Below are 26,172 nucleotides of genomic sequence, written 5' to 3'. Positions count from 1 at the left end.
CCAATTTTTATTGGGAGGCTGGAACATGCCATTTATACGGTTACTGGCCTTCCTGGGCGTTTTGGCAGCGCTCTGGGCCCTGCCCTCGGACCGCGCCGAAGCGCAGGAATTCTGTTCGGAAGCGCGGATCATGGGCGGCTGCAGGGTCGATATCAGTGATTTCCCCTGGATGGTGTCGCTGAACCGGGCCAATGCGCGCAGCCGGGTCGACGGCCATTTCTGCGGTGCCGCGATCATTGCCGAGCGCTGGGTTCTGACCGCTGCCCATTGCGTCGATTCCCTGTCGCCCAACAATCCGGTGGGGCTGGAGGTCTATGCCAATTCCGCCAGCCTTCAGGGCGGCGGCGTGGGTTTTGACGTGGATCGGATCTTTGTCCATGCCGGGTATCAGGGGGTGGGCATCAACGATATTGCCCTGCTGGAAACATCGCGCCCCATGGGCATCACGCCGGTGCGCCTGTCGCAGGGTCCCGCCACCGGGCCCGCCGAGGCCGTGGGGGGGCAGGCAGTGATCACCGGATGGGGCCTGACCCCGCCCCCGAATATCACCCGCGGGCAGGGCAACCTGACGGCGGCGGAACGGGCGGTGTCATCCGCGCCGAGCTCGTGGGACACCAGCCCGGTGCTGCTTGGCGCGGTGGTGCCCATCGTCGCCAACAATCTGTGCGATTCCGCGGCCGACGATACTGTCCTTTGCGCCGGGTTCTTCGAGGCGATTGCAGATGCCTGCCGCGGCGATAGCGGTGGGCCACTGCATGGCTATGACGCGCGGGGATATGTGCTGATCGGGTTGGTTTCGGGCGGCACTTACTGCCACCAGGATGGCGATCATTATGGCACCTATACCCGCATTTCCGCCTTTACGGGCTGGATCAGCGCCACCATGGCGGGCGAAACACCGCAGGTCGATCCGCGCGTCGAAACACCCGATTACACGCTGGCACCCACCTTTGGGTTCGTTCAGCTGGCTGCCGGGTTCCAGCCCGATCCGCATCGCCAGCAATTGCTGGCGGGGGGCAATCTGCTGGCCGCAAGCGTCGGGGTGGGATGCGCCGGATATGTTGCCGAGGCCCCCGATTTCCGGGTGCAGTATCAGGGCAGCGGCGCGCCGCTGAGCTTTACTGTGACCAGCCAGCAAGACACCACCTTGCTGATCAATGCGCCTGACGGGCAATGGTATTGCGACGATGACGGTGCCGGCAATCTGCAACCCAGCCTTGTCTGGGGTGCCCCGTTGCAGGGGCAATATGACATCTATGTCGGCACCTATGCGTCACCGGACGAGGTGGGTTTCCCGCCGGCCGAGCTGATCATCGGGGGCGGTGGTCAAACCGGCCCGGCCCCTGATCCGACCAAGTGATGCGTCAGTTGGAGAACCGGGGCAGGGGGCCGATGCGCCGCCTGCCCCCTGGTTCAGGTGCCGCCGCGCATCGCCTGAACCAGGTCTGAGCGGACCTGAACGCCGCCCGGCATCGACAGCCAGACCTCACCGTTCAGGATCTGCGCCTCGTTGATCTGGGCGTAGCCCTGCGCCGATTGGGTGCCAAGCGATACATCCTCGGCGAAATATTCCACCTCGAAACCATAGACCGCCGCAGGCAGCGGGCTGCCATCGGTGGTGACACCGGCCCATTCAAATGGCGTATCGCCGGATGGAATCGCCACACGTTGCAGCTCGGTTCCGGCAGCGTCGGTGACGATCAGTTCCATGCGATCGGCCAGCGTGCGGGCGGGGGCGAACAGCGTCAGCGGTTCCCCCTGAAAGGCCATCGGCATTTCAGCCCGGGCATCCATGCCGATCCAGTCGGCCATCTGGCCGATATTGCTCTGGCCCAGGCTTTGCTGCAGGGCGGCCAGCAGGTCATTGGTGCGCACCTGTTGCTCGACTCCTGAAAAGGTTGCCAGCTGGGTCGAAAATTCGGTGGAATCCATCGGGTTGAGCGGATCCTGGTTTCGCATCTGCGTGGTCAGCATGTTCAGGAAGGTCTGAAAATCCGAGTTGATCATGCCGTTATCGGGCTGATCTGCATTGGCAGGCGTGGCAGCGGCGTTGCGGGCGGCGTTGGAGGTTTGGGTGACATCCATGACGGGTCTCCTTCAGATCCGAATATCGAGGCTGGTGCCGTCGGAATGGTATGGGGTGGCCACGGGGCCGGTATCGGGCCCATTCTCGGGCGGGGCATTCACAGCTGCGTCCGGTGATGCATGGGCGGGGGCGGACTGGCCGCCATCGCGGCCGGAAAAGGTGAAGCCGGTATTGTCCAACCCCTGGCGCTGAAATTCATGGCTCAGCAGGCTGGCATGACGGCGCATCAGGTCCAGGGTTTCGGGGCGGTCGATGGTGACATTCAGCACGATCCCGTCATCGCCGCGGGTCACCGAAATGCGCAACCGCCCAAGTTCTGGCGGGTCCAATGCAATCTCAAGCGGGGCGGTGCGATCGGTGATGTTGGACGCGGCGCCCAGATGCGCGGTGATCTGCGCGGCGACCTGTTCGGCGCGGGCCGCGCCGGCGGGTGGCACAGCGGCCGGGGGCATCGAAACCTCTCGCAGGGGAGGGGCGGAAGGGGGCGGCGCATCGCTGATGCGTGTCGATTGGGCATCGCTGTCCCTGGCAATGTCGCGCGTCGGAAGGGGGGCGTCCTGCGCCGTGCCCGGACGCGTTATCTGCGGGCCCGGTCCGGTGCCAGGCTGCGATGTGCCGGCGGGCACCAGAGGCTGAGAGGGCGTGGCCCCGCCCGGGCCGGCTGATGCGAATTTGGCGTTTGGCGCAAGGGCCGGGCCGGGGGCTGGCGCGGGCTGGCCCGAGATCTGTGAAACGCCAGGCGTGATGGGCTGAGGGGCTGGAAGACTGGTCGCATTCGGAGACAGCGCCGCCGGGGCTGATTGCGGGGCTGGGCCCTGGCCGCCCGGGCTGGAGACAGGCACCGGTTGCGCTGTCATGGACGCGGGCGCGGGGCTGGGGGCTGGGACCGGCGCGGAGGATGCTGCCGGCTGGATTATGGGCCGGGCAAGCGAGGCTTCGGGTGCGGTGGCTTGCCGGATCGGGCCTGGTTCGGGCAATGGCTCGGATGCAACGACCGGGCGAATGGTGCGGGAAACGGACAATGGGTCGGATGGTGCGATCGGACCGATCATGCGCGGGCCAGGCAATTGCTCAGGCACCGCAACCGGACGCGCCGGGTTTGCGGCTGGTGATGGCTCAGATGCGCCAGGCTTGCGCGCCGCGGTCGGGGGAAGCAGCGGGTCGCCAGCGCCACCCGGGCCCAGAGAGGCCCTGGCACTGTCCGGCCGGGGGGCGTTTGGCCAAACTGGCGCGGGATCGGGTGCTTTGATCTGAGCGGCTGTATTGGCCGATGGGCCACCCAGAACGGCAATCGCCGCCGCGTTGGGGGCGCGCAGGGCAACTGGCGTCGTCGGGAATGCGTCGGTTGCTGTCACGGCTGCGGGCTTTGGCACCGGTCCTGTTTGCGGTGGTTTGAAAGCGGCCGGATCGGGCGCAGCGGCCTTTTGTGGCGTCGGTGAGGTGGCCAATATCGGCGACGGCGCATCAGATCGCAGAGCGGCTTGGGGCCGGCCCGCCAATGCAGGCATATCAGCGCCGGCCGATGCAAGCTGCAGGCCATCTGCGGAATGTGCGGGTTGATCTATCAATGCCGGAATTGGGGCCGATGGCGATGGCGCGACTTCTGCCAAAGCGGGCGCAGCCGGTGACATTTCGGGGCCATCCAAGGCGGGCTGACGCAATGGTTGCGGCGATGAATCTGCCACGCCGCCCGCCAGATCGGGCGCGCCGGGCAATAGGGGGTCGGTCCCGATCGGGGCATCTTGCAAGATTGCCACGGTGGGTGTTGCGGTGGGGCCCGGCCCGGATGTGTCAGGCGCTTGCTCTGCCTCAGGATGGTCGAATACGGGCCCCGGCAGGTCGAAAACAGGCCCCGGGAACGGTGCAACCATCAGGGGATCGCTGGTGATTGGCCCCGCCATCGCCCCCTGGTCGTTATTCGACGAAACGCCGGGGCGGTCCGGGGCCATCAGGGGCTGCGCCAGGGCTGGCGTCGGGCCGGACGCAAAAAACGCCAGGAAGCCCATGTCGGACACGGGTCGTGGGGCTGCTGTCGCGAAATCGGATCCTTGCGGGACCGAAACCGGATCAAGGGGGCTTGCGCCAGGGGCCATTTTCTCAACCGTCCAGAGTTCTTCCAGAATGAGCCGCAGATTTACCCAAAGAGCTTACCAATTCTTTACCACCGGCAGCGATAATCAGCGCAATTGAGGAGATATCCGATGACCAATCTGGTTGCGTTGCCTCAGGCCACGCCGCAGCCTTCGCCCGAACGGCGTGAACAATTGCGCGAGGTCGCGCGCGATCTGGAGGCGTCCTTTCTGGCTGAAATGCTGCGCTATGCCGGCTCGGCGCAGCCCCGCACCAGCTTTGGCGGCGGCGCTGGCGAGGAACAGTTCACCTCCTTTCTGCGCACCGAACAGGCCCGTGCGATGGCCGCAAGCGGCGGTATCGGCCTGGCCGAATCGCTGTTCAACGCCCTTGTCGCGCGCGATGGGGGCGGGTCATGACCCTGCTGGCCCGCGATCCGCTGACCGCGCTTGAGGCGGCGCTTGATCGCCAGCGCAGCAGCATCCTGAGCGGCGCGTTTGATACCCTGGCCGAGATTGAGGCCGCGCTTGAAGCCGCATTGTCGGCGTTGCGCATCTTGCCAACGGCCCCGGCACAGATGCATCGCCTGTCGGCGATCAAGGCGCAGGCGGCCCATCAGGGGCGGCTGTTGCAGGCCGCGCTGCGCGGCGTGCAGGATGCCCGCGGCGCGCGGGCCAGCGGCAAGGCCTTCACCAGCTATGACAGTGCGGGCCGCGCCGGGCAGATCGGCACGCCGCGCCCGCGATTCGAGCAGCGCAGCTAGAGCGTGCCATAGTCATAAGATGGCAGGCATTCACCCGCCCGGCCGAGGCAGCGTTTGCAACCCGGAACGCGTTCGGCCCGCCGCGGGGGCGATAAAACGCGACAGGCTCCGGGCTGCCGGGGACGACCCGCATCAAGGTGACGATAATTCCAATAAAATCCGCTGGAAAAACCATTTTTGCTTAGGGGCTTGTTAGAGCTTTGTGGCGAGAGTTGCCGGGCACCTGAGCAAGGTGGCGTAACGGGGCCCGCAAGGCACGTTGCAGGCGTCAGAAGGACGCTTCGGGTGAACCTGCGAAAGCGGGTTCGATCAGGGCGCGGAACCAAGCGCCAGGCAACTTGAAGGAAGGGCACACCATGTCCAGTATTCTGACCAACACCAGCGCAATGGTCGCGCTGCAAACACTCAAAAGCGTCAACGCAGACCTCACCAAGACGCAAAGCGAAATCTCGACCGGTAAAACGGTTGCAACGGCCAAGGACAATTCGGCCGTCTGGGCGATTTCCAAGGTGATGGAATCCGATGTGAAAGGGTTCAAAGGCATCTCCGAAAGCCTGTCTCTGGGCGAATCCACGGTCGCGGTGGCGCGCAACGCGTCCGAAACCGTGACCGACCTGCTGATCGAAATCAAAGGCAAGGTCGTTGCCGCGCAGGAAGAGAATGTTGATCGCGCCAAGATCCAGACCGACATTGTCGCGCTGCGCGACCAGATCAACTCGGTCGTGAATGCGGCGCAGTTCAACGGCCTGAACCTTGTGAAGGGCACCGATGACGTGAATGTCCTGTCATCGCTTGATCGGGCCGAAAACGGATCGGTCACCGCCAGCAACATCACAATCGCGCGGCAGGACATGACGTCCGAGGCCGGTGTCTACGGCTCTGGCGCGTCGCTTGCCACCAATATCACGGCAGGCGCTGCAAGCATTGACAGCACCGGCGCGGCCAATTCGGTTGCGCTGACCTATGCCAATACGTCCGGTTCCGATGCGCTGGAACTGACGGTTGGCGGCTCGACCATCACCGTGGCCTTCGACACGGACGCCGCGACGATGATCGACAATGCCGAGGCGCAGATCAACGCGCTTGGCCTGACCGGAATTTCGGCATCCTCGAACGGGTCCGGCGTGCTGACGCTCAGCAACACCAATTCCTTTGAGGAATTCAATGTTGCCTGGAACCCCGGCAATACCGACACGATCGCCATGGCCAATTCCGGCACCGGCGGTAGTGCGGCTGCTGCCACCGGATCCGCCAACACCACACTGACCTATCGTGCGGAAGAAGTTGCCCTGTCCACCCAAGTGACGGTGAATGAAGGCGACAGCTATCGCATCAGCGTGAACGGAAATGATTATGATTATATCGCAGGCCAGGGTGAGACGATGGAGGACGTGGCGCGCGGGTTGAAAACTGCAGTCGATGCAGGCGGTGAAACAGGTGTTTCGACACAGGTGACCGGCAATTCCACGGATGGCTGGAATGTTCTTGTCGATTATGACGGGTCGGACTCAACCGCCGGTGCAACCATGACGCTGACCGATAATGGTCAGGCTGGTGGCACCGCGTCCGGCGGGTTGTTCGGGCTCGACAATATCGACGTCACCTCCAATGCCGGCGCGGATTCGGCGCTTGAAAACGTCGAGACGCTGATCTCGAACTCGATCGACGCGGCGGCATCTTTTGGTTCGGCGCAGGGCCGGATCGAAACCCAGACCAACTTCATCGACTCGCTGGTCGATTCGCTGAAGGCCGGGATCGGGACATTGGTCGATACGAATATGGAGGAGGCTTCGGCCAAGCTCCAGGCGCTGCAGGTGCAGCAGCAATTGGCCACCCAGTCACTGTCGATCGCCAACCAGGCACCGCAGTCGATCCTTTCGCTCTTCCGGTAAGGGCAGGTCTCGGGCCGGGGCCGTTCCACGCCCTGGCCCGGCTTCTCCGCTAACCGGCAATGACCCCACTCGGAAGGATATTTCCCCGTGACCTCATCATTTCTTGCCAAATCGGCCTATAATTCGGTGAATTCCGCCGTCAGAACCGAACGTGGCACCGAACATGCCGCCTTTGAACGCGTCACGGCGCAATTGTCGCGCGCCGCCGGCCCCGATGCCAGCATGCTCGACCGCGCCACGGCCCTGCATGACAATCGCAGGCTCTGGACATTGATGGCCGCCAATGTGGCAGATGCCAATAATGCCCTGCCCCAGACGCTGCGGGCGCAGATCTTCTATCTGGCCGAATTCACCCTGCAACACAGCCGCAAGGCGCTGACCGACGGGCTGCCATTTACGCCCCTGATCGACATCAACACCGCCGTGATGCGCGGTTTGCGCGGGGAGGCGCAGGCAGCATGAGCGGTCTTGTCCTGAAACTGAGCCCGAAAGAACGGGTGCTGATCAACGGCGCGGTGGTTGAAAACGGGGATCGCCGGTCGCGGCTGTCGATCATGACGCCAAACGCCAATATCCTGCGCCTGCGCGACGCCATCCACCCTGATGAGGTGACGACGCCGGTCCGCCGGGTCTGCTATATCGCGCAGCTTGTCCTGTCGGGTGACGCCCAGGAAGAAGAGGCGCGGATGCAACTGCTGCGTGGCATCGAACAGCTGAGCCAGGTGTTCACCGATCCTGACAGCCGCAGCCAATTGGCGAGCGCAACCGATCACATGGTCAGCGGCAATGTCTATCAGGCATTGAAGGCCCTGCGGGCGCTGTTGCCGCGCGAGGAAAGGCTGATTGCGGCGCGTTCGTCGTGAGCTATTCGCCCGTCCTCCCGTTTGGCGGCTATTCCGGCTGGCAGTTTCTCAATCGCACGATCGAGGCCCAAAGCGCGGCCATGGCGGCCACGCCGGCACAGTCCCGCGATATGGCGTATTTCCGGGAAAACATCGGCAAGATCGACAGCGCCGAAGCGCTGGTCAGGGATTACCGCCTCTTGCGTGTGTCCCTGACCGCCTTCGGGTTGCAGGATGACCTGCCAAACAAGGCCTTTATCCAGCGTATTCTGGATGATGGCACCACCGATGATGATGCGCTGTCGAACCGGCTGGCCGACAAGCGCTACCGGGAATTTTCGCAGGCGTTCGGTTTTGGCACCGATCTGCCGCCGCTGTCGCGTCTGCCGGGGTTCGCTGACAAGATCCTCGACAGGTTTCAGGATCTCAGTTTCGAGCAGGCCGTGGGCGAGGTGAATGGCGACATGCGGCTGGCGCTGAATGCGGCGCGCGAATTGCCGGAGATGGCGGCGGGTGAAGGCAGCGAGGCCACCTTGTGGTTTCGGGTCATGGGCAACACGCCGTTGCGCAATGTTATGGAAACCGCGTTTGGCCTGCCTGCCTCGGTGGGCGCGCTGGATCTGGACCGGCAGTTGGAAATCTTTCAGGATCGCGCCGACAGTGTTCTGGGATCGGACAGCATCACCCAGTTTTCCGACCCGGAAAAGCTCGATGACCTGATCCGTCTCTTTTTGCTGAGGTCGCAATTGGCGCAGTTCAGCTTTGCCACCTCCTCGGCCTCGATTGCGCTGACCCTGCTGCGGGGTGGTTGAAGCTCTTCTCGGAAAGCTTGAGACAGGGCGTATCCCTTGACGCGTTGAAATCCTTGATTTCAGGCAGCGTCAAGGGGGTCAGGTTTTCCGGGAAGTGGCCTGATCGGCGGCGGCCAACACGGATTCCAGCGCCTCAAACCCGGCCTCGGGGCTGTCGCTATCTGCCGTCAGGAAAGCGTCCAATCCGGGCCAGACCTTGATGGCGGCGTCAATATTGGCATCCGACCCGCTGGTATAAAGCCCGGCCTGCAACATCAGTTCGGCCCGGTCATAGGCCCCAAGATGACGCCGCGCGGTGGCAATCTTCAGGTTCTGCTCGGCCGAGGCCGCACGGGGCAGGCTGCGCGACACCGACCGCAGCAGGTCAATCGCCGGGAACCGCCCGCGCTCGGCGATCTCACGGCTCAGCACCACATGCCCGTCCAGCACGCCGCGCAGCGTATCGGCCACCGGTTCCTCCATATCCGAGCCGGCAACCAGAACCGACAATATGGCCGTGATGTCGCCCTGTTCGGCGGTTCCCGGCCCGGCGCGTTCGCATAGCGACATCACCGCCTGCGCCATCGACGCCGGATAGCCGCGCAGCGCGGCCGGCTCGCCCGAGGCGACGGCCACCTCACGATGGGCCTGGGCAAAGCGGGTGATACTGTCGGCCAGCAACAGCACATGCGCGCCCTGATCGCGGAAATATTCCGCCACGCTCATCATGGTCCAGGCCGCGCGCTGGCGCACCAGCGGTGATCGGTCGGATGTGGCGGCGATGACGACCGAGCGTTTCAAACCCTCTTCGCCCAGAGTTTCTTCAACGAAATCACGCACTTCGCGGCCACGTTCCCCGATCAGGCCAATCACGATCACATCGGCGGCCACGCCGCGCGCCAGCCGTGACAGAAGATGCGACTTGCCGACGCCGGAGCCTGCGAAAAGACCAAGCCGCTGGCCCTGGACGATCGGCAAAAGCGTGTCGAACACGGCCAGCCCGGTTGGCAGACGCGCACCCATGGCGCGGCGCCGGGTGGCGGGCGGCGGGGCCGTCTGCAAGGCCCGTGGCGCGGGGCCGGGAAACAGCGCCCGCCCGTCCAGCGGCGCGCCGTCAGGGTCGATCACCCGCCCGATCCAATGCCCCCCCGGCGCGATCATCCGCGGCCCCAGATGGCGCGCGCTGTCGCCCAGGCGAAGACCTTCGACCTTGGCCTCGGGCAGAACCTGCGCCCGGCCTTGCGTCATGCGCACGATCTCGGCCCGGATGCCGTTCGCGATCTCGACCGCATCGCCAAGCGCCGCGACCCGGTTCAGCCCCTCGATCCAGAGACTGTCGGCCTGAAGCTCTACCACATGACCGATGGAATGGACCGCCCGCATGCCGCCGATCCGGGACAGCAGCGGCTCGAAAAGGGGCTGTGGCATGGCTGTCTCCGTCACTCTGCGAATCCGTCACTTACGGTTTCTAAAGGAATCAGGGTTAAGCCTTGGTGTAGTCAAATCGAGGGAGAAGCCCCGATGTTCAATAATCTGGAAATTCTGGGGCTTGCCCAGGCCCGTGCCCAACATGCGGCGGCGCGGCAGGTGCAGGTTGCCACGAATATCGCCAATGCCGATACGCCGGGATACCGGGCGCGCGATGTTGCGCCCTTTGACCAGGTGTTCCGGGCCGGGGGCGGCGACCCCGGCGACCATCTCACTATCAGAATAATCGATGCCGGGGGGCCTGAATCGCCCAATGGCAACACCGTCTCGCTAGAGGTGGAAATGGTCCGCTCGGTCGAGGCGCAGCGCGATCACGCAAGGGCGCTGTCGATCTATCGTTCCGCGATGAATGTTCTGCGCGCCGGTCTGGGCCGATAGGAGGAATGCGGGATGACTGATTTCAGCAGCGCCCTTGCCATTGCCGCCAGCGGCATGCGCAGTCAGACCACGCGGCTGACCCATGTATCGGAAAATATCGCCAATGCCGACACGCCCGGATATCGCCGCAAGCTGACCAGCTTTCAACCTGATCGCGACGCAGTCCCCGGTGCCGTCACCACCGGCCCGGTGCGGCTGGACCGGACGGCGCTGCCGCAGATATTCGACCCGTCGCACCCGCTGGCGGATGCGTCGGGATATTACAGCGGGTCCAATGTCGACCTGATCGTGGAAATTGCCGATGCGCGCCAGGCGCAACGCAGCTACGAGGCCAATCTGCGCGTCTTTGATCAGGTGCGCCAGATGTCATCCGAGCTGAACGATCTGCTGCGCCGGTAAGGAGGAATATGGATGGATATCAGAGCAACACTCGCGGCCCAGAGCTATGGCCAGGCCAGACAGGCCACCCAGATCGCGGCACCGCAGGCCGATGGCGATGCGGCCAATGCCTTTTCCGAGGCGATCCGCAACTTTACCGACACCGTGCAACGGGGCGAAAACATGGCCACCGCGGCGATGACCACCGGGGCCGACCCCTACGCATTGGTCACCGCGCTGGCGCAAACCGAACTGGCGGTCGAAACCGCCGTGACGGTGCGCGACAAGGTGGTCGAGGCCTATCAGGAAATCTTGCGGATGCCGGTCTGATGGATGAGATGATCTTTTTCGATACGCTTCGGCAAGGGCTATGGGTTGCCGTCAAGATATCCACCCCGATTCTGGCTGTGGCTCTGGTGGCAGGCCTTGCGGTGGGTCTGTTCCAGGCGCTGACCTCGATTCAGGAATTGTCGCTGACCTTCGTGCCGAAACTGGCCGCGATTCTGGCGGTTTTCTGGGCCTCGATGGGGTTCATGACCCAATCGCTGACCTCCTATTTCACCGATCAGCTGATCCCTTTGATGGCGGGCATGTGATGGACAGCTCGCTTTACACGACCTTGACCCGGCAATCCGGCCTGATGCGCGAAATGCAGAGCGTGGCCAATAATATTGCCAATCTCTCGACCACCGGGTTCCGCGCCGAAGGGGTGATCTTTGCCGAATATGTCGCTGAACTGGAAGGTGCCAGTGGTGGCAGCCTGTCGATGGCGAACGCGTCGGGGCGGCTGGTGCAGATGCGCCAGGGCGACCTTGATCCGACCGGCGGAAATTTCGATTTTGCCATTGAAGGCGATGGGTTTTTCCTGCTGCAAACGCCCGATGGCGAAAGCCTGACCCGGGCCGGCAGCTTCATGCCGGGGGCCACCGGTGAATTGGTAAACTCTGACGGGTATCTGTTGCTTGATGCCGGCGGCGCGCCGATTTTCGTGCCGCCCGATGCGCAAAGCATCAGCCTGGCGCGCGATGGCACGCTGTCTGCCGATGGCCGGCCGCTGGCGCTGCTTGGGCTGTGGCAGCCGGTTGACCCCGGCGACCTGGCCCACCGCGACGGCGTGCGCTTTGCGGTCGAGGGTGAGATGGAGCCGGTGCTGGAAGCCACGATTCTGCAAGGATTTCTGGAAAGCTCCAACGTTGATCCGGTGGGCCAGATCGCCCGCATGATCGAAGTGCAGCGCGCCTATGAGATGGGCCAGGGTTTCCTGGAACGCGAAGATGAACGGGTGCGCGGCTTCCTGCGCACGGTCGGAGCCCAAGTTTAACGAAAGGAGGCCGCGATGCGCGCCTTGATGATTGCAGCAACGGGCATGAGCGCCCAACAGATGCGGGTGGAGGTGATCTCCAACAACCTCGCCAATATGAACACCACCGGCTACAATGCACGCCGGGCCGATTTTGTTGATCTGATGTATCAGCAGCAGACCCGGGCCGGAACCATCAGCGCCTCGGATGGGTCAGTGGTGCCCGCCGGCGTGCAGCTTGGTCTGGGCGTGCGGCCGTCGGCGGTGTCGATGAATGTGGCGCAAGGCAGTCTCAGCCAGACCGGCGGCGATCTTGATGTCGCCATCGAAGGGCGCGGCTATCTGGAAGTGACCCTGCCCTCGGGCCTGCCCGCCTATACCCGCGACGGCAGCCTGAACCGGACCGGAGACGGGCTTATCGTCACCTCGGAAGGGTTTGCCGTGGCCCCCGGCATCACCGTGCCCGACGATGCCCGCAGCATCTCGATCAACGCCCAGGGCGAGGTCTATGCCTATTTCAACGACCGGGTCGAACCTGAATTGCTTGGCCAGTTTTCGCTGGTGAATTTCTCCAATGATCGCGGGTTGGAGGCGATGGGGTCGAACATGTTCATCGAAACCGCCGCCTCAGGCCCCGCCATTCTTGGCGATCCCGGTGAGGATGGGCTGGGCACGCTCAGGCAAGGCTATCTGGAGGACAGCTCGGTCGATGCGGTGCGTGAGATTACCGACCTGATCGAGGCGCAGCGCGGCTATGAGCTGAACGCCAAGGTCATCACGGCGGCCGATCAGATGCTCGGTGCCACGACGCAGATCCGCTGATATGCGGGTTCTGGTCGTGTTCTTGTTTCTGACCGCCCCGGCGCTGGCGGAAACGGTGGTTGCCAATGGCACCATCCGCTCGATGGCCGTGATCGGCCCCGCCGATGTGCGCCTGATCGAAGACGACACGCCCGGTGCCCTGGCCGAGCTGGCGGCCGCCATCGGCATGGAGGCACGGGTCAATCTTTACCCCGGTCGCCCCATTCGCCCCGGCGATCTGCGCCAGCCCGCGGTCATTAACCGCAATGAAATCATCACCCTGCAATATAGCGGCAACGGGATTCTGATCGTGACCGAAGGGCGCGCGCTGGATCGTGCGGGCATCGGGGAACGGCTCAGGGTGCTCAACCTCGCGTCTCGCACAACTGTCACTGCAACGGTTCTGGAAGCAGGAACAGCTTCCGTCGGCCCCACTCGATAATGAGGTTTCCCATGCGATATCATACCGTTCTTGCCATCGGCCTGATGGTCGTCGCAACATTTCTGGCCGGGTGCGGGCGAATGGCCGATGTCGGACGGCGCCCTGATTTCAACCCGGTCACCGATGGCAATGAATTCTATGCGATGAGCGTCATGCCAATGCCGGTTTCGCTTCAGCAGGAGGAGCCAGGTGCCGCATCCTCGCTCTGGTCGGGCGGGCGCCAGTCGCTGTTGGGCGACCGGCGCGCGGTGCAGCGCGGCGATATCCTGACCGTGGTGATCGAAATTGACGAAAGCGCCGAGATATCCAATTCCTCGAACCGGTCCCGGTCCGGGTCTGAACAGATGGGTGTGCCCAATTTCTTTGGCATTCCGCAACGCATTGACCGGGATCTGCCCGATGGTGCCAGCATGGGCAACGCGGTTGATCTCAGCTCGTCGGGGCAATCTGCGGGCCAGGGATCGGTGCGGCGCAACGAAGAGCTGACGCTGCGCATCGCGGCCACCGTCACCGATGTGTTGCCCAATGGTGTGATGCGGATCGAAGGGTCGCAGGAAGTGCGGGTCAATTTCGAATTGCGCGAACTGCTGGTCAGCGGCTATGTCCGCCCCGCCGATATCTCGCGCCAGAATGAAATCACCTATGACAAGATCGCCTCGGCCCGCATTTCCTATGGCGGGCGCGGGCAGATCACCGATGTGCAGCAGCCGCGCTATGGGCAACAGGTTGCCGATATTCTTTTGCCATTCTGAGGCCCCGCCATGCTGCGTATCCTGCTCCCCGTTCTGCTGTTGCTTGCCGGTCTCGGCGGCGGCGTCGCTGCGGGCAGAATGCTGTCCGGGGGGGGGGATGCTGCGGCCACCGAAGGCGATGCGGATGCCGGATATGGCGAGGATGAGACCGACGGGTCCGAGACTGACGCATATGGCAGCAGCGATGGCTATGGCGATGCGGCTGATCCATCCAGCCCCTATGAATATGTTCGCCTCAACAACCAGTTCATCGTGCCGGTCATCCGTCATGGCTCGGTGCGGTCGCTGGTTGTCCTGTCGCTGACCGTTGAGGTCCTGAATGGCGAAAACACCCTGGTCTATGATCGCGAACCGCGCCTGCGCGATGCCTTTCTGAGGGTCATGTTCAGCCATGCCAATGTCGGTGGCTTCGATGGCAGCTTTACCACGGTCGAAGCCATGGCCCCGCTGCGCAGCGGGTTGCTGGAAGCGGCGCGGCAGGTTCTGGGTGAGGTGGTGAATGATGTGCTGATCGTTGATATTGTCCGTCAGGACGCCTGATCCCCGAGCTTTGCCAGAACCTGTCTGCGGCCCTCCTCGAACCGGGCGGCCTCGCGCGCGGTTTCGGCCCCGACCCTGGCGCGTGCGGCCTCTGCCGACAAGGCCTGCATCCTGATCTCGAACCCTGCCATCCAGCGTGCCGTCTGGGCCGCGGTCGCGGGATCGAGCAGGCCGGGCTGCACGCGGCATTTCTTCTGCAAGATATCAGACCGCTGGGTTTCCAGCGCGTGCAGGTGGCGCAACCGGGTGGCGGCGGCGGCTTTTGCGCGGGTCGCCTTGATCTCGGCGATCTGGGTCAGCAGGGCCAGGCGCTTGGCGTCGATGCGTTTCATGTCAGGGCCCCGGCGATCTTGCGCATCCGATCGGCAAATCGGATGGCGGCTGCAACGGCGCGGTAGTGATCCTGGGCGATCCCCTGGCCCAGCTCGACCGAGGCAAAAAGCGCCCGCGCGGTGGGCGGGTCGCTGAAGATGGGCACGCCGGCCTCGGCCGCGACCTCGCGGATGCGCGCCGCGCCATGATCGACCGCCTTGGCCACGCAGACGGGCACCTCGCCCTTGTCACGGTTCCATTTCAGCGCGACGGCGTAATGCGTCGGGTTGACCACAACCACATCGGCCTCGGGCACCTCTGTCAGCATCTTGTTCAGCGCGATGTTGATCCCCTTCTCACGCCGCTGCTGTTTCATATGGGGATCGCCATCGCTTTTCTTGGTTTCATCCACCAGTTCCTGCCGGTCCATCCGGTGTTTGCGATGATGCGCGCCGATCTGCCAGAAATAATCGATCACCGCCAGCAGCGCCGCCAGCATGGTCACGGCGGTCAGAAATTCAAGCGTCAGGCGGCCAAGCTCTCCGGTGATCTGCCCGGCCGAGGCATAGTTCATGCCCAGGATCCGATCCCGCCGGATCCAGAGCACCCAGGCCAGAAGAGCACCATATATCATCAGTTTGGCACCGGATTTCGCGAATTCGAACAGACCGTTACGACCAAATTTGTTCTTGGCATTGGCAAGCATCGAAATGCGCGAAGCCTTGGGCACCACCTTGGTCGGTGTAAACAGAATGGCGCGTTGCGCGAATAGCGACAGGATCAACAACGCACTTGGCACCACCAGGATGGTGCCCACCGGAACGGCCAGGCTGATCAGCAACGGGCCCGATACCGCCTGCCCGCCGGGCGACAGCATCACCTGCGACAGTTCCGGCGCCTGATCCAGCAAAATCGACAGGGTGGTTCCGAGCGACGACCCGATGGCCGGGCCAAACAACGTCAGAACCAGGAGAAACCCGCCATAGGTGATGGCAGCGTTCAAATCGGTCGACCGGACGATCTCGCCCTTTTTTCGGGCCTCTTCCAGGCGGGTGGGGGTTGGGTCATATGGCTTGTCGCCGGGGGAAGTATCCTCGCTCATGGCGGTATGCTCATGGGTGCGGCAAGCGTGGCCTGCATCATCTGCATCCAGGCCGGCAGAAGGAAAGGTGTCGACAGAAACAACAAGAAGAGCCCGCCAAAGGTGATCGCGGGCGCGCCGACAAAGGCCACCAATAGCTGTGGCATGGCCTTGTTGATGACGCCAAGCGCCACATTGTAAAGCACCGACGCAATCAGAAACGGGGCCGCCAGCGAAAACGCCAGCCGAAAGGCCGCAGCCACGCGCGCCGTGCCCCAGGCCCCGATGTCGCCGGCCAGCGGCACCTGGCCTGCGGGCAGAACGTCATAGCTGGCGATCAGCATCCGCGCGACAAGAATGTGAAAGCCCGACATCACCGCCAGCGTCATCCCTGCCAGCATCAGGAAATTCGCCATTGCCGGTTGCGGCTCGGGGGCGGCACCGCCTGCGATTTGTGACAGCGATGTCGACTGCGCGGCCATGGAGCCTGCAATCTGCAACGCGTGAACCACGAACCGGACGGACAGGCCGATCAGCAGGCCCGCCAAGGGCTCGGTCAGGAAATATACCGCGTTCAGCGTCGCCGCGCTGCGGGTCAGTTGCGGGGCCAGCGCCGGGGCCAAAAGGGCCGTCATCGCCAGGGCCGCGCCCAGGCGGACCCGCGGCGGGATAAACTGTTCGGCCAGCGTGGGCAGAACCAGGAAACAGGCCCCGACGCGTAGAAAAACCAGGATCGCCATCATCAGCCAGCTCTGCGAGGTGCCCAGGATCTCGGCCAGCGGCAGGGTCATGGGGCCGCCACGCCAACCAGGGCCGGTTTGGCCTCCAGCCCGATTTCTTCAAATGACAACACCGGGTTGAGGATGCCGCGCGACAACAGCACCGTGCGCAGAAACCGGCGCCGCAGCGATGACGTGACGATGGCCGGATAGGTGCCGTTTTCGCCCGCCTGCGCGACCTTGTCGCCAACGGCCTTTGCCAGCGTGTTGAAAATCTCGGGTGGCAGCGCCACCTCGGGCTGGCCGCCCTCACCATTCATCTGGTGCTCGGCAAAGATGTCCTCCCATTGGCCGGCCAGTTGCACCATCGGCAGCGTGCCATCGTCGCGCTTCAACTCGGATACCAGTTGAAAGCCAAGCCGCTGGCGGACATGTTCGCAGATGAGGTTGGGTTGTTTCAGGGACGGGTGCGCCTCGGCGATCGCCTCGAGGATCAGGGGCAGATTGCGGATCGAGACCTGTTCCGCCAGCAACAGCCGCAAGACGGAATGCAAGATATCCATCGGAACCTTGTCGGGGACAAGCTCGTTCAGAAGGCGGCGGTTGCCTTCGGATCGGGTCGGATCCGACAGTTCCACAAACGCATCGAGCTGGCGTTGCAGCGCCTTGAACGTCAAAAGCCGCGACAGGTTTTTCTTCAGTGTTTCCATCAGATGGGTGGCCAGAACTTCGCCTGGCGCAACCACGGTGGCCCCGGTCAGCGTGGCCCTGTCACGGTCTTGCGGGGCGATCCAGCGGGCCGGCGCGCCATAGACGGGCTCAGAGACATCGCGCCCCGGCGGCAGGGCGGTTTCATCGCCGGATTTCAACAGCAGGAGCCCGTCAATATCCAGTTCCGATCGGGCATGTTCAACGCCCTGAATGCGAATCGAATAGGTGCCCGGCGGCAGGTCATCGCGGTCAGTCAGGCGGATCTCGGGCAGGATCAGGCCAAAGCTGCGCGCGATGTGGTCGCGCATATTGCGGATGCGGGCATCAAGCCCGTTGGCCGGATCGAGCGCCATGGCAACCAGATCGGGTGCGAATTCGACGTGAATATCGTCCAGTTCCAGGACATCGCCGATGCGCTCGGTGGTCTCGGGCGTGTCAGCTTGCGCCCCTTTGGCGGTGTCTTCTGCCTCTTTGTGGATCGTCGCAGACCGGAAATATGCGGCCGTCGCCAGACCCCCGGCCGCCAGCATGAAGGGCAGAAAGGGCAGGCCGGGCACGACCGCGAACACCGCCATCAGGGCCGCAACGGTCGCCAGCGCGGTGGGGTGGCGGCCAAGCTGCGTAAACAGCGCCACATCGGTCGCCCCCGACGTGCCGCCGCGCGCCAGCAAAAGGGCCGAGGCAATGGCGATGATGACGGCGGGAATTTGCGAGACCAGACCATCGCCGACGGTCAGAACCGCGTAGGTTTCAAACGCCTGTTTCAGTGGCATGCCGTGCATCACGGTTCCGAAAATCAGCCCCATGACAAGATTCAAAAGAGTGATCAACAGCCCCGCGACCGCATCGCCCTTGACGAATTTCGAGGCCCCGTCCAGCGAGCCGAAAAACGTGGTCTCGGCCTGTTCGCGTTCGCGCCGTGCTTTTGCCTCGGCATGGTCGATGGCCCCGGCCGACATGTCACTGTCGATGGCCAATTGGCGCCCGGGCATGCCATCAAGGGCAAACCGCGCGCCAACCTCGGCCATGCGGGCGGCCCCTTTGTTGATCACGATAAAATTCACGATCAGCAAAACGCCAAAAACCACCAGCCCCATCACGACATTGCCGCCCATCACGAAATTGGCGAAGCCTTCGATCACGTCGCCGGCGGCATTGGTGCCGGTATGGCCATTGCCAATGATGAGCTTGGTGGAGGAGACATTGAGCGAGAGCCGCAGCATGAGCGAGGCCAGCAGCACCGTCGGGAAGGCAGAGAAATCCAGCGGGCGTTCGATGAAAAGCGTGACGGTGAAAATCAGGATTGCCAGCCCGAAGGACATGGCAAGACCAATGTCCAGCACCCAGGACGGCACCGGCAGGATCATCATCACGATGACCGACATCAGCGCGAATGCAAACAGGATCGTGGGCTGGAAGATATCCCGAATGCTCATGTTGCCCTGGCCTTTCTGACCACAGCGCACCCTGCTGGCTGCGCCGATTCCAAACCCAATCAAATGATTTATAATTTCAGAGGGTTACCAATTTCTTAGCTGCCCGGAATTGCAGGTCTCAGCAGATTTTCAACCGCCGCCCGCATGTCGCGGCTCCGGGTCAGCAACGCGGTGATCTCAGCGGCGCTGCTGGCGGCGGCGGGCGCGGCCATGTCAGCGAAGATGGCGGCAGGCTCAGCCTCGGAACTGGTCGTCATATCGCGGTTGATCCGGTCGAAGGCGGCGCTCAGTATCTCGCGATCCGGGGCCCGGTCGGAGCCGCCCGCCATGATGATTTCCCGGGTCAGATCGGGCAGGCCGCGGGCCAGAAAATAACTGGCGACCTGACGGCGGTAGGCGGGCGACGGGAACTGCCCGAACTGGTCAATCTCGGGTGAGGACAGCAAAATCAAAAGCTGCGCCGTCTGACCCTGATCCATCAGGATATCGATGACATCGGTAAAGATCGGCATGGCGGCCGAGGCATCGCTGCCCATCGCCGCGTTCAGGCGTTGCAGGATGGGGTCAAGATTGCCGGCCAGCGCATGGGCCAGCGCGGTGACATGGACCAGGCCATTCACATCGGGCGGCGGGTCGGTCTCAAAGATCAACGCCTCAGCGGCCAGAAGATCGGCGGGCCGGGCCCGGCCTTCGGTGGCAATCTGGGCGCGCAGGCGGTGCGTCATGGCCGCGACGGTATTGACGCTGCTGACATGGGCCGGCGGCGCAGAGGCATTGGCGCGCAAGGCGGCGTTGTCGGGTGCGGCCTCTGCCAGATCGAGGTCGAGAAGCGCCAGCGTTTCACGCCCAAGGCGGCCGCCACGGTTCAGATTTGCCCGAACCTCCAGCGCCGCGGCCTCGGCACCAAGGGTGATAAAATTGCGCGCCAGGGTGGGGCCGAAAAGGTCGCGCAGCGTCGCGGGCAAGGCAAAGAAACCGGCCAGGATGCGGGCGCTGGTCTCAGCGTCCGGGCGGTCCTGGCCGGGGCCGGTGAGAAAAAGCCAGAATGTCATTGCCGCATCACAACCCTCGCGCGCGTCAAAATCGCCAAGCCAGCCATGGGTTCCGTATTCCACATACATCGCCAGCCCGCTGAAAAATGGCGACGGGCGGTCCATCTGGTCCAGCCAGAACGCAGCCTCGGCCCCGAACCCGTAATACAGGTAGAACTCCGCCAGCAATGCCGCACGCGCCGGCACCAGCTGGCCGCGATCATCGTAAAGCCCGACCCTGAGCGCCCCGACGCCGTTGGCAAAGCTCATCCCGTCGGACCATTCCGCGGCGGGACGGGCGGGCGGGTTGATGCAGGACGCGGAGGGTTGCGGTTGCAGCCGTCCGGGCCGGGTGTTGGCCCGCAGATCGAACGCGTTGGCGATGTCCAGAGGCGGTGGATCTTGCGCGGGTGGCACCGCCATATCGGGCATTTGCGGCATGGCTTCGGCTGTCTCGGGCGCGGTGTCGGGGGTGGTGTCGGGCACGGCCGGGACCGGATCACCAGCCTCAAATGACATGCCGGGAGCCACATCCAGCAAGCCGGCGGCGGTGGCGCGGGCCAATTGCTCGGCCAGGGCGTTTCCGGCATCGCTCACGTCGATACCCGGCCCGGTGTCGCCCATTGCACGAAAGGGCGGTGCCAATGGTGATGGGGCCAATTCGGGCAATACCGGTGCCGCCCGCGTGCCGGCAAAAAGCGGCAGGTCGAGGGGGGGGTCGGGTGGCAATGCGGCCACGGGTTCGGGCGGCGGGTCAGGAATATAGGGCGTGTCGTCGATATCAATGACGGCGTAATCACCCTGAAACCGCTCGATCCTGACCGTGCAGGGGCAGGCGAGGCTCAGATGCAGCCCATCCTCGGACCTGATCGCGGACAGCCGGGTGCGCCCGATCATCTCAAAGACGCGCGAGACGTCAAAATCGGGCGTGTCGGGCGAAAAGCGAATGATAACCCCCGCCTCATCGCGGGTTACCTGCCAATTCCGGTCGGCCCCGATGCGCGCCACCAGACGGGTAAAGCCGTCATGTTCGCCCGATTGAACCGGCACGCTCTGAGCCGCGGCAAGGTTGCCGGTAAACGCGAAAAGCAGCGCCGCAATGCCCGCAAGCAGCCTCATGCCGCCGCCTGTCTTAGCCCCTTCAGGGCATCCTCAAGATCGTTGAAGGACGGACGGTTGCGCCCCGGTGTATTCTGACGCCCGACCTCGATACAGATATTCGTTGCATGGTTGTGCAGATTGGCGACCAGAACCTCGCGGATAAGGCCGTAAAAACTGTGCTCCTCCTCGACCACGGATTTTACGCGGGCTGCAAACGGGCCCACCAGGCCATAGGCCAGGAACACGCCCAGAAACGTCCCGACCAACGCGCCGCCGATAAGTTTGCCCAGAACTTCAGGAGGTTGATCAATCGAGCTCATGGTCTTGATCACGCCCAAAACGGCGGCAACAATACCAAGCGCCGGCAAGCCATCGGCGATGGTCTGCAACGCATGCGAGGAATGCATCGCGTGGTGCAGATTGCTCTCCAGCCGTTTCTCCAGCACATCTTCAACCTGATGCGGATCGTCGAAATTGAGCGAGGCCGCACGCAGCGTGTCGCAAATCAGATCCACCGCTTCCGCATCGGACAGGATCCTGGGATAGGTGCTGAAAATGGACGATTCGGCCGGGTTTTCGGTGTGTTCCTCCAACGCGACCGCGTTTTCGCGACCAAGCCGGATCAGCTCGTAGAGCAGACAGAGCAGATCGCGGTAATCGTCAAGCTTCCATTTCGGTCCCTTGAAAACCTTGACCACATCCTTGACCGTGTGTTTCACGCCAGCGAAATCGTTGGACAGCATGAAGGCCCCCACCGCGGCCCCACCGATCATCGTGATCTCATAGGGCAATGTGTAGAGGATGATTTCAAGCTTCCCGCCCGAGGCGAGGTAGCCACCGAAGACCATGCCGAAAATCACGATTATGCCGATAATTCCTACCATGCTGAACCTTTTCCCCTATCTGACATGTCAGGGTTGCGCGTTGGCTGCGGCGGCGGATGACATCGGTGCAGATGCGTTGCGCGTCGCCAGCAGAACCGAGATCGAATAGGCAATCGGCGGGTCAAGCTCAGCCAGAACGCCCGCAGCAGCCTCCGATTGCATGCGGCCCAGAAATCCGGCGGCAAAACTGGGGTCCATCTGCGAAAACAGCGCCGCCGCGTCACTGGAATCCATGGTTTCATACATATCGGTCAGGAGTTCGAGATCGGATTCAGCGGCCGAATCAGACAATGAAAGAAGCGCTTCCAGCCGGGCCTCGGTTTCTTCCAGGGCGGCCAATTGGCCGGCAACCATCGCCTCGGCCTCTTCGACCACCCGTTCGCGCGCGGCGATCAATGCTTCGCGTTCATCCAGCGCCTCGGCGCGCCCCACCACCCGCGCCAGCGCCAGTTCCAGCGATTCCAGCGACGTGCCCTGGGACATGTCCCGCGACATGGCCGGCGTCTCGGGCGTTGGCTCGGGCGCATCGCCGGCCGAGGCGAAGGCGAGGTCGAGGGTGCCTATGCGCAAAATTCCCGAGGCCATGAAAAGCATGAAAAAGGCGATCAGGCCAATGCGTTGCCAGGGGCCGCGACGCGACGTATTCTTACGTGCTGGTTTCATTGCCCTACCCCTGACCCGCCAGCCGCGACGTTGATTTCAGAAACATCGGCACCGGGCCCTCTTGGGTGTCTTTTGCCGCGTGCCTGCGAGAGCCGAACATGATCACAGGCTCTGCTTCGGGGGCTGCCTCAGGTTCAGCCGGTTCCTGCCGGGGCGCATCCGTGGCAGCCATGGCTTCGGTGGCGGTCGGTGGGGCCTCACCGACATCGTGGCAGGCCGACAGCATCAACTCCAATTCCTCCAGCAGGGTCCGGGCATCGGCGTTCAGTTTCTCCAATCGGGTGGCGGACCCTTCCGAGCCTGATCTGGTCTCGGCCAGCGCCTTGCTCATGTCGTCAACCTGCGCCGACAGCACCGCAATCGCCCCGCCCAACCCGTTATCGATGCGCGACAACCGGGTCAGGCGGCGCGACAGAATCAGGCAGAAAAACCCCGCCCCGAGGGTCGCTGCAATCAGCAGAATATCGGAGACATTGCTCAGGATCATATCCATTCAGTTCACCACGAATTCAGTTACAAGAAGGTCGCGCACCAGCACGTCGCCGGTGACGATCTGGACCCGGCGCAACAGTTGCGCACGCAGACGGACAAGGGTGCGGGGGTCGTTCAGCTCCTGCATGTCGATCACCCGAAGATAGCTGTTGAGCACGTCCAGCACGCGCGGCAGCAGGTTGGCCACCGCTTCGGCATCATCGGGCGCGACCTCAAGTTCGGCGGTGAACAGAAGCTGGCGGCCCTGTGCGCCAGAGCCGATCGTGATCACCATCGGGTTCAGCGGGACAAAGGCCACTTCTTCAAGCTCGGGCCGGATATAGGTGGCGGCCTCTTCGTCATCGCCGCCTTCGTGGCCGCTGCCCTGGTCATCATCATATCCGGCGCTTTCCGCAGATCCGCCAAGCGGGCCGCTGGTCGCCGCCCAATAGCCGCCCGCAGCGCCGGCGATGGCAAGCACCAGGCCGAAAATCAACGGAATCAGCATGCCCTTTTTCTTTGGGGTTGGGTCCGCACCGGGCTCAATCTCTGCCACCTTCCGCACCTCCTGCGCTTTTTTTGGCTTCCCGACCATAAGCCGATCAGCACTAACCAAATCTTAAGCGAGCTGCGTTTTGATCGGCGCTGTCAGGCCAGAACGGCTGAGAGGAGAAATTACCGGTGCAGCAGCTCATTGATACCTGGGGGGGCCTTGATATCCGGCGACGTGCAACCCTTGTCGGCGGGATCGCGGGGTTGCTGACGGTGCTGTTTCTGTTGTCCCGGATGGCGATGGCCCCCAGTTACGCCCTGCTCTATTCCGGGCTTGATCCGGCCGCCGCGGGAGAGGTGATTTCAGCGCTAGAGGCACGTGGCGTGCGCTATCAGGTGCGCGGTGATTCGATCCATGTCGAGCAGATCAACCGCGATGCCCTGCGCATGTCGCTGGCCGGCGAAGGTCTGCCTGCATTGGGCGCACAGGGCTATGAGCTGCTTGATTCGCTGTCCGGGTTCGGCACCACGTCGCAGATGTTCGATGCCGCCTATTGGCGCGCCCGCGAGGGCGAGCTGGCCCGCACAATCGCCGCCAGCCCGCGCATTCGGGCGGCTCGGGTGCTGCTGGCAACCTCCGGCAACAACCCGTTCCAGCCGCAGACCGAGCCGTCGGCCTCGGTCAGTATCCGTCCGGTATCGGGTGGAATCTCGGCCAGCCACGGACAGGCCCTGCGCTATCTGGTGGCCGCTGCCGTGCCGGGCCTGCTGCCCGAAAACGTCACCATCATCGATTCGGAATCGGGCCGTGTATTGGCCGGAGAGGATTCGCCAAATGGCAGCTCGGATGCCTCCGGGCAGGCCGAACAGCACCGCCGGAACATCGAACGGCTGCTGAATGCGCGGGTCGGGCCCGGCAATGCCGTGGTTGAGGTCAGCGTCGAGCTGGTCAGATCGCGCGAAACCGTGCTGGAACGCCGGATCGACCCCGACAGCCGTGTCGTTATCGGCACCGAAACCGAAGAAATGACCAACAGCTCCATCGAAAGAGGCGATGGGGCGGTCACGGTGGCCTCGAATTTGCCCGAAGGCGATGCAGCCGGTGGTGGTGGCGGCAATTCCTCGCTGCAAAACACGCAAACGCGCGAACGCATCACCTATGATGTCTCCGAGATTCAGCGCGAGATCGAAAACGGGCCCGGTGCCATCCGGCGCATCAGCGTGGCGGTTCTGGTCAACGCCGTGCCGGTGGCGGGCCCGGACGGGATCCTGCAACCGCAGCCGCGCGACGCGGCCGAGCTTGAAGCGCTGCAAACGCTGGTTCAGTCGGCCATCGGTTTTGACGCGGAGCGCGGTGATATCGTGACGATCCAGTCGATGGCGTTCGAGCCGCTGCCGGATCAGGGTCTGGAGGACGCCGCCGGGGCCGGGATATTCGCGCGGCTCGATATCATGACGCTGCTGCAATTGCTGGGGCTTGTCGTGGTCGCTCTGGCGGTGGCGTTCGGCGTCATCCGCCCCTTGTTGATGCAGCGCGCGGCAGTTGAGGCCGCGTCGTCGCCGGGGCGCATGTCGCTGCCCGTCCCGGCGCTTGGTCTGGCAGGCCCACAAGCGGCCACCGCCGCGCCAGCCAATGCCGCCACCGCTGATGCGCCGATGCCGCCACAGACCGCCACAGGGGCTTTGCCGGAAAACGTGCCGGCATTGACCGGTGAACCAGCGCCAGACCCGGCGCAAGTTCCCGCTCTGATACCAGACGAGACCGCCGACCCGGTTGCCCGCCTGCGCCGCCTGATCGAGGAGCGCGAGGAAGAAACGGTGGAAATCTTGCGCTCCTGGATGGCCGAGGATGAGGAGGCGACATGACCCTGAGAGCCCTGAAACTGGAAGTGTTCGGATCCGACCCGATCGCCGCGGGTGCCGCGCCCATTGCCGGTGACGATTCCGAGGAAATGCGCCTGAACGCCTATGAGGCCGGTTACAAATCCGGCTGGGAGGATGCGACTGCCGAGCGGGAGAAATCCGATCAGCTTATCGCCGCCGATCTTGAGCGCAACCTGCGCGATATTTCGTTTTCCTATTCCGAGGCGCGGGCCGAAGTGCTGAACGGGTTTGGCGGGCTCATCAGATCCATCGTGACCAGTTTCCTGCCCGCAATCGCGGCCGAGGCCGTGCTGCCCCTGGTCAATGCTGAACTGGAGGAGCTGTTGCGCAATCTGGGTGACCAGCGCTGCGAGCTGTTGGCCTCTCCGCGCACGGCGGCACAGCTTGAATGGCTGATCAGCCGGCATCTGGAGGCCGATCTTCACATTATTCCCGAACCGGCCTTTGCCGATGGCCGCGTGTCGCTGCGCTTTGGCGGTGAAGAACGTGAGGTCGACCTGTCTGGCATGGTTACAACCATGACGGCTGCGATCCGGGATTTTACTGAAACCGAAACCGAAACCTATATCGAGGAGCGGCAGAATGCCTGACCCGACCCCCCCCCAAGGCGCAGGCCAGAACCGGCTGCGATCTGTGCCTGTGGAAATTCGCGTCTCGGTGGGCCATGCCCGCCCGACCGTGGCCGAACTGCTCGACCTGCGCCAGGACGCGGTCTTGCCGCTCGACCGTCGCATCGAAGACCCGGTGGAGCTTTATGTCGGCGACCGCCTGGTCGCTTATGGTGAACTGGTCGAATCCGATGGCGGCGGCCCCGGTGCGCTTGGCGTCCGACTGACCGAGCTTGTGGATGGCGGCGCGGGGTGA

Annotated in this window: 31 protein-coding genes; 19 read left to right on the top strand and 12 right to left on the bottom strand. The window is 63.6% G+C overall.

Annotated elements, in window-relative coordinates:
* Window positions 1–25 precede the first annotated feature (25 nt).
* Window positions 26–1,360, top strand: a complete 1,335-nt coding sequence (locus ACW8PS_RS06750; protein ID WP_491526563.1) for a serine protease — start codon at window positions 26–28, stop codon at window positions 1,358–1,360.
* 53 nt (window positions 1,361–1,413) lie between these two features.
* Here ACW8PS_RS06750 and ACW8PS_RS06745 read toward each other — a convergent pair whose 3' ends face one another.
* Window positions 1,414–2,085, bottom strand: a complete 672-nt coding sequence (locus tag ACW8PS_RS06745) for a flagellar hook capping FlgD N-terminal domain-containing protein (protein WP_491526562.1) — start codon at window positions 2,083–2,085, stop codon at window positions 1,414–1,416.
* A gap of 12 nt (window positions 2,086–2,097) precedes the next feature.
* Window positions 2,098–2,538 carry a flagellar hook-length control protein FliK gene (gene fliK, locus ACW8PS_RS06740; RefSeq protein WP_491526561.1) on the bottom strand — a complete coding sequence of 147 codons (441 nt, stop codon included), beginning with the start codon at window positions 2,536–2,538 and terminating at the stop codon, window positions 2,098–2,100.
* A 1,749-nt stretch (window positions 2,539–4,287) separates the two neighbouring features.
* On the opposite strand from fliK, the gene ACW8PS_RS06735 reads away from it, so the two are divergent.
* From ACW8PS_RS06735 to ACW8PS_RS06710, 6 genes are all read left to right on the top strand, one after another.
* A complete protein-coding gene (locus ACW8PS_RS06735; RefSeq protein WP_491526560.1) occupies window positions 4,288–4,575 on the top strand; it encodes a rod-binding protein in 288 nt (95 codons plus the stop codon).
* Window positions 4,572–4,919: a hypothetical protein gene (locus tag ACW8PS_RS06730; RefSeq protein WP_491526559.1), complete on the top strand. Its 348-nt coding sequence runs from the start codon at window positions 4,572–4,574 to the stop codon at window positions 4,917–4,919. Before ACW8PS_RS06735 ends, ACW8PS_RS06730 begins: the two co-directional genes overlap by 4 nt.
* Before the next feature lie 356 nt (window positions 4,920–5,275).
* Window positions 5,276–6,811 (top strand): flagellin N-terminal helical domain-containing protein, encoded by a 1,536-nt coding sequence (locus ACW8PS_RS06725; protein WP_491526558.1) that lies wholly within the window; start codon window positions 5,276–5,278, stop codon window positions 6,809–6,811.
* 87 nt (window positions 6,812–6,898) lie between these two features.
* Window positions 6,899–7,273, top strand: coding sequence for a flagellar biosynthesis regulator FlaF (flaF, locus tag ACW8PS_RS06720; protein WP_491526557.1), 375 nt, complete (start codon window positions 6,899–6,901; stop codon window positions 7,271–7,273).
* Window positions 7,270–7,674, top strand: a complete 405-nt coding sequence (gene flbT, locus ACW8PS_RS06715) for a flagellar biosynthesis repressor FlbT (protein WP_491526556.1) — start codon at window positions 7,270–7,272, stop codon at window positions 7,672–7,674. The genes flaF and flbT overlap by 4 nt, the downstream gene beginning before the upstream one ends.
* A complete protein-coding gene (locus ACW8PS_RS06710) occupies window positions 7,671–8,465 on the top strand; it encodes a DUF1217 domain-containing protein (protein ID WP_491526555.1) in 795 nt (264 codons plus the stop codon). The genes flbT and ACW8PS_RS06710 overlap by 4 nt, the downstream gene beginning before the upstream one ends.
* Before the next feature lie 78 nt (window positions 8,466–8,543).
* On the opposite strand, the gene ACW8PS_RS06705 is transcribed toward ACW8PS_RS06710, so the two are convergent.
* Window positions 8,544–9,872, bottom strand: a complete 1,329-nt coding sequence (locus ACW8PS_RS06705) for a FliI/YscN family ATPase (RefSeq protein WP_491526554.1) — start codon at window positions 9,870–9,872, stop codon at window positions 8,544–8,546.
* 93 nt (window positions 9,873–9,965) lie between these two features.
* Here ACW8PS_RS06705 and ACW8PS_RS06700 point away from each other — a divergent pair, with 93 nt between their 5' ends.
* From ACW8PS_RS06700 to ACW8PS_RS06660, 9 genes are read left to right on the top strand one after another with little or no spacing between them, the layout of a single operon-like run.
* A complete protein-coding gene (locus tag ACW8PS_RS06700; protein WP_491526553.1) occupies window positions 9,966–10,310 on the top strand; it encodes a FlgB family protein in 345 nt (114 codons plus the stop codon).
* A 12-nt stretch (window positions 10,311–10,322) separates the two neighbouring features.
* Window positions 10,323–10,709: a flagellar basal body rod protein FlgC gene (flgC, locus tag ACW8PS_RS06695; protein ID WP_491526551.1), complete on the top strand. Its 387-nt coding sequence runs from the start codon at window positions 10,323–10,325 to the stop codon at window positions 10,707–10,709.
* A 12-nt stretch (window positions 10,710–10,721) separates the two neighbouring features.
* Window positions 10,722–11,018: a flagellar hook-basal body complex protein FliE gene (gene fliE / locus ACW8PS_RS06690; protein ID WP_491526550.1), complete on the top strand. Its 297-nt coding sequence runs from the start codon at window positions 10,722–10,724 to the stop codon at window positions 11,016–11,018.
* Window positions 11,018–11,284, top strand: coding sequence for a flagellar biosynthetic protein FliQ (locus tag ACW8PS_RS06685; RefSeq protein WP_491526549.1), 267 nt, complete (start codon window positions 11,018–11,020; stop codon window positions 11,282–11,284). Before fliE ends, ACW8PS_RS06685 begins: the two co-directional genes overlap by 1 nt.
* Window positions 11,284–12,009, top strand: coding sequence for a flagellar hook-basal body complex protein (locus ACW8PS_RS06680; protein ID WP_491526548.1), 726 nt, complete (start codon window positions 11,284–11,286; stop codon window positions 12,007–12,009). The genes ACW8PS_RS06685 and ACW8PS_RS06680 overlap by 1 nt, the downstream gene beginning before the upstream one ends.
* 15 nt (window positions 12,010–12,024) lie before the next feature.
* Window positions 12,025–12,810, top strand: a complete 786-nt coding sequence (gene flgG, locus ACW8PS_RS06675; RefSeq protein ID WP_491526547.1) for a flagellar basal-body rod protein FlgG — start codon at window positions 12,025–12,027, stop codon at window positions 12,808–12,810.
* A 1-nt stretch (window position 12,811) separates the two neighbouring features.
* Complete coding sequence (flgA, locus tag ACW8PS_RS06670; protein WP_491526545.1) at window positions 12,812–13,231, top strand: flagellar basal body P-ring formation chaperone FlgA; 420 nt, start codon at window positions 12,812–12,814, stop codon at window positions 13,229–13,231.
* An 11-nt stretch (window positions 13,232–13,242) separates the two neighbouring features.
* Complete coding sequence (flgH, locus tag ACW8PS_RS06665; protein WP_491526544.1) at window positions 13,243–13,983, top strand: flagellar basal body L-ring protein FlgH; 741 nt, start codon at window positions 13,243–13,245, stop codon at window positions 13,981–13,983.
* A 9-nt stretch (window positions 13,984–13,992) separates the two neighbouring features.
* Entirely contained in the window at window positions 13,993–14,523 is a 531-nt protein-coding gene (locus ACW8PS_RS06660; protein WP_491526543.1) for a flagellar basal body-associated FliL family protein, read from the top strand.
* Here ACW8PS_RS06660 and ACW8PS_RS06655 read toward each other — a convergent pair.
* From ACW8PS_RS06655 to ACW8PS_RS06615, 9 genes are all read right to left on the bottom strand, one after another.
* The gene (locus tag ACW8PS_RS06655; RefSeq protein ID WP_491526542.1) at window positions 14,511–14,855 is read right to left on the bottom strand and encodes a hypothetical protein; all 345 of its coding nucleotides are present in this window, start codon (window positions 14,853–14,855) and stop codon (window positions 14,511–14,513) included. The genes ACW8PS_RS06660 and ACW8PS_RS06655 overlap by 13 nt on opposite strands.
* Window positions 14,852–15,937: a flagellar type III secretion system protein FlhB gene (flhB, locus tag ACW8PS_RS06650; protein ID WP_491526541.1), complete on the bottom strand. Its 1,086-nt coding sequence runs from the start codon at window positions 15,935–15,937 to the stop codon at window positions 14,852–14,854. The genes ACW8PS_RS06655 and flhB overlap by 4 nt, the downstream gene beginning before the upstream one ends.
* Window positions 15,934–16,707, bottom strand: coding sequence for a flagellar biosynthetic protein FliR (locus ACW8PS_RS06645; protein ID WP_491526540.1), 774 nt, complete (start codon window positions 16,705–16,707; stop codon window positions 15,934–15,936). The genes flhB and ACW8PS_RS06645 overlap by 4 nt, the downstream gene beginning before the upstream one ends.
* Window positions 16,704–18,782, bottom strand: a complete 2,079-nt coding sequence (flhA, locus tag ACW8PS_RS06640) for a flagellar biosynthesis protein FlhA (RefSeq protein WP_491526539.1) — start codon at window positions 18,780–18,782, stop codon at window positions 16,704–16,706. Before flhA ends, ACW8PS_RS06645 begins: the two co-directional genes overlap by 4 nt.
* Window positions 18,783–18,877: 95 nt before the next feature.
* Window positions 18,878–20,932, bottom strand: coding sequence for a hypothetical protein (locus ACW8PS_RS06635; RefSeq protein ID WP_491526538.1), 2,055 nt, complete (start codon window positions 20,930–20,932; stop codon window positions 18,878–18,880).
* Window positions 20,929–21,798, bottom strand: coding sequence for a flagellar motor stator protein MotA (gene motA, locus ACW8PS_RS06630; RefSeq protein WP_491526537.1), 870 nt, complete (start codon window positions 21,796–21,798; stop codon window positions 20,929–20,931). Before motA ends, ACW8PS_RS06635 begins: the two co-directional genes overlap by 4 nt.
* A 27-nt stretch (window positions 21,799–21,825) precedes the next feature.
* On the bottom strand, window positions 21,826–22,461 hold the full coding sequence (locus ACW8PS_RS06625) for a MotE family protein (protein ID WP_491526536.1): 636 nt from the start codon (window positions 22,459–22,461) through the stop codon (window positions 21,826–21,828).
* Between the two features lie 4 nt (window positions 22,462–22,465).
* Entirely contained in the window at window positions 22,466–22,954 is a 489-nt protein-coding gene (locus tag ACW8PS_RS06620; protein ID WP_491526535.1) for a DUF6468 domain-containing protein, read from the bottom strand.
* Window positions 22,955–23,440, bottom strand: coding sequence for a flagellar basal body-associated FliL family protein (locus tag ACW8PS_RS06615; RefSeq protein WP_491526534.1), 486 nt, complete (start codon window positions 23,438–23,440; stop codon window positions 22,955–22,957).
* A gap of 173 nt (window positions 23,441–23,613) precedes the next feature.
* On the opposite strand from ACW8PS_RS06615, the gene fliF reads away from it, so the two are divergent.
* The 3 genes from fliF to ACW8PS_RS06600 are packed head-to-tail and all read left to right on the top strand — an operon-like array spanning window position 23,614 to window position 26,172.
* The gene (gene fliF / locus ACW8PS_RS06610) at window positions 23,614–25,290 is read left to right on the top strand and encodes a flagellar basal-body MS-ring/collar protein FliF (protein ID WP_491526533.1); all 1,677 of its coding nucleotides are present in this window, start codon (window positions 23,614–23,616) and stop codon (window positions 25,288–25,290) included.
* A complete protein-coding gene (locus ACW8PS_RS06605) occupies window positions 25,287–25,898 on the top strand; it encodes a hypothetical protein (protein ID WP_491526532.1) in 612 nt (203 codons plus the stop codon). The genes fliF and ACW8PS_RS06605 overlap by 4 nt, the downstream gene beginning before the upstream one ends.
* Complete coding sequence (locus ACW8PS_RS06600) at window positions 25,891–26,172, top strand: FliM/FliN family flagellar motor switch protein (protein ID WP_491526531.1); 282 nt, start codon at window positions 25,891–25,893, stop codon at window positions 26,170–26,172. The genes ACW8PS_RS06605 and ACW8PS_RS06600 overlap by 8 nt, the downstream gene beginning before the upstream one ends.

The organism is Alterinioella sp., from assembly GCF_058343375.1.
The sequence above is the reverse complement of the archived record's forward strand: the minus strand, read 5'-3'. Positions and strand labels throughout refer to the sequence as shown.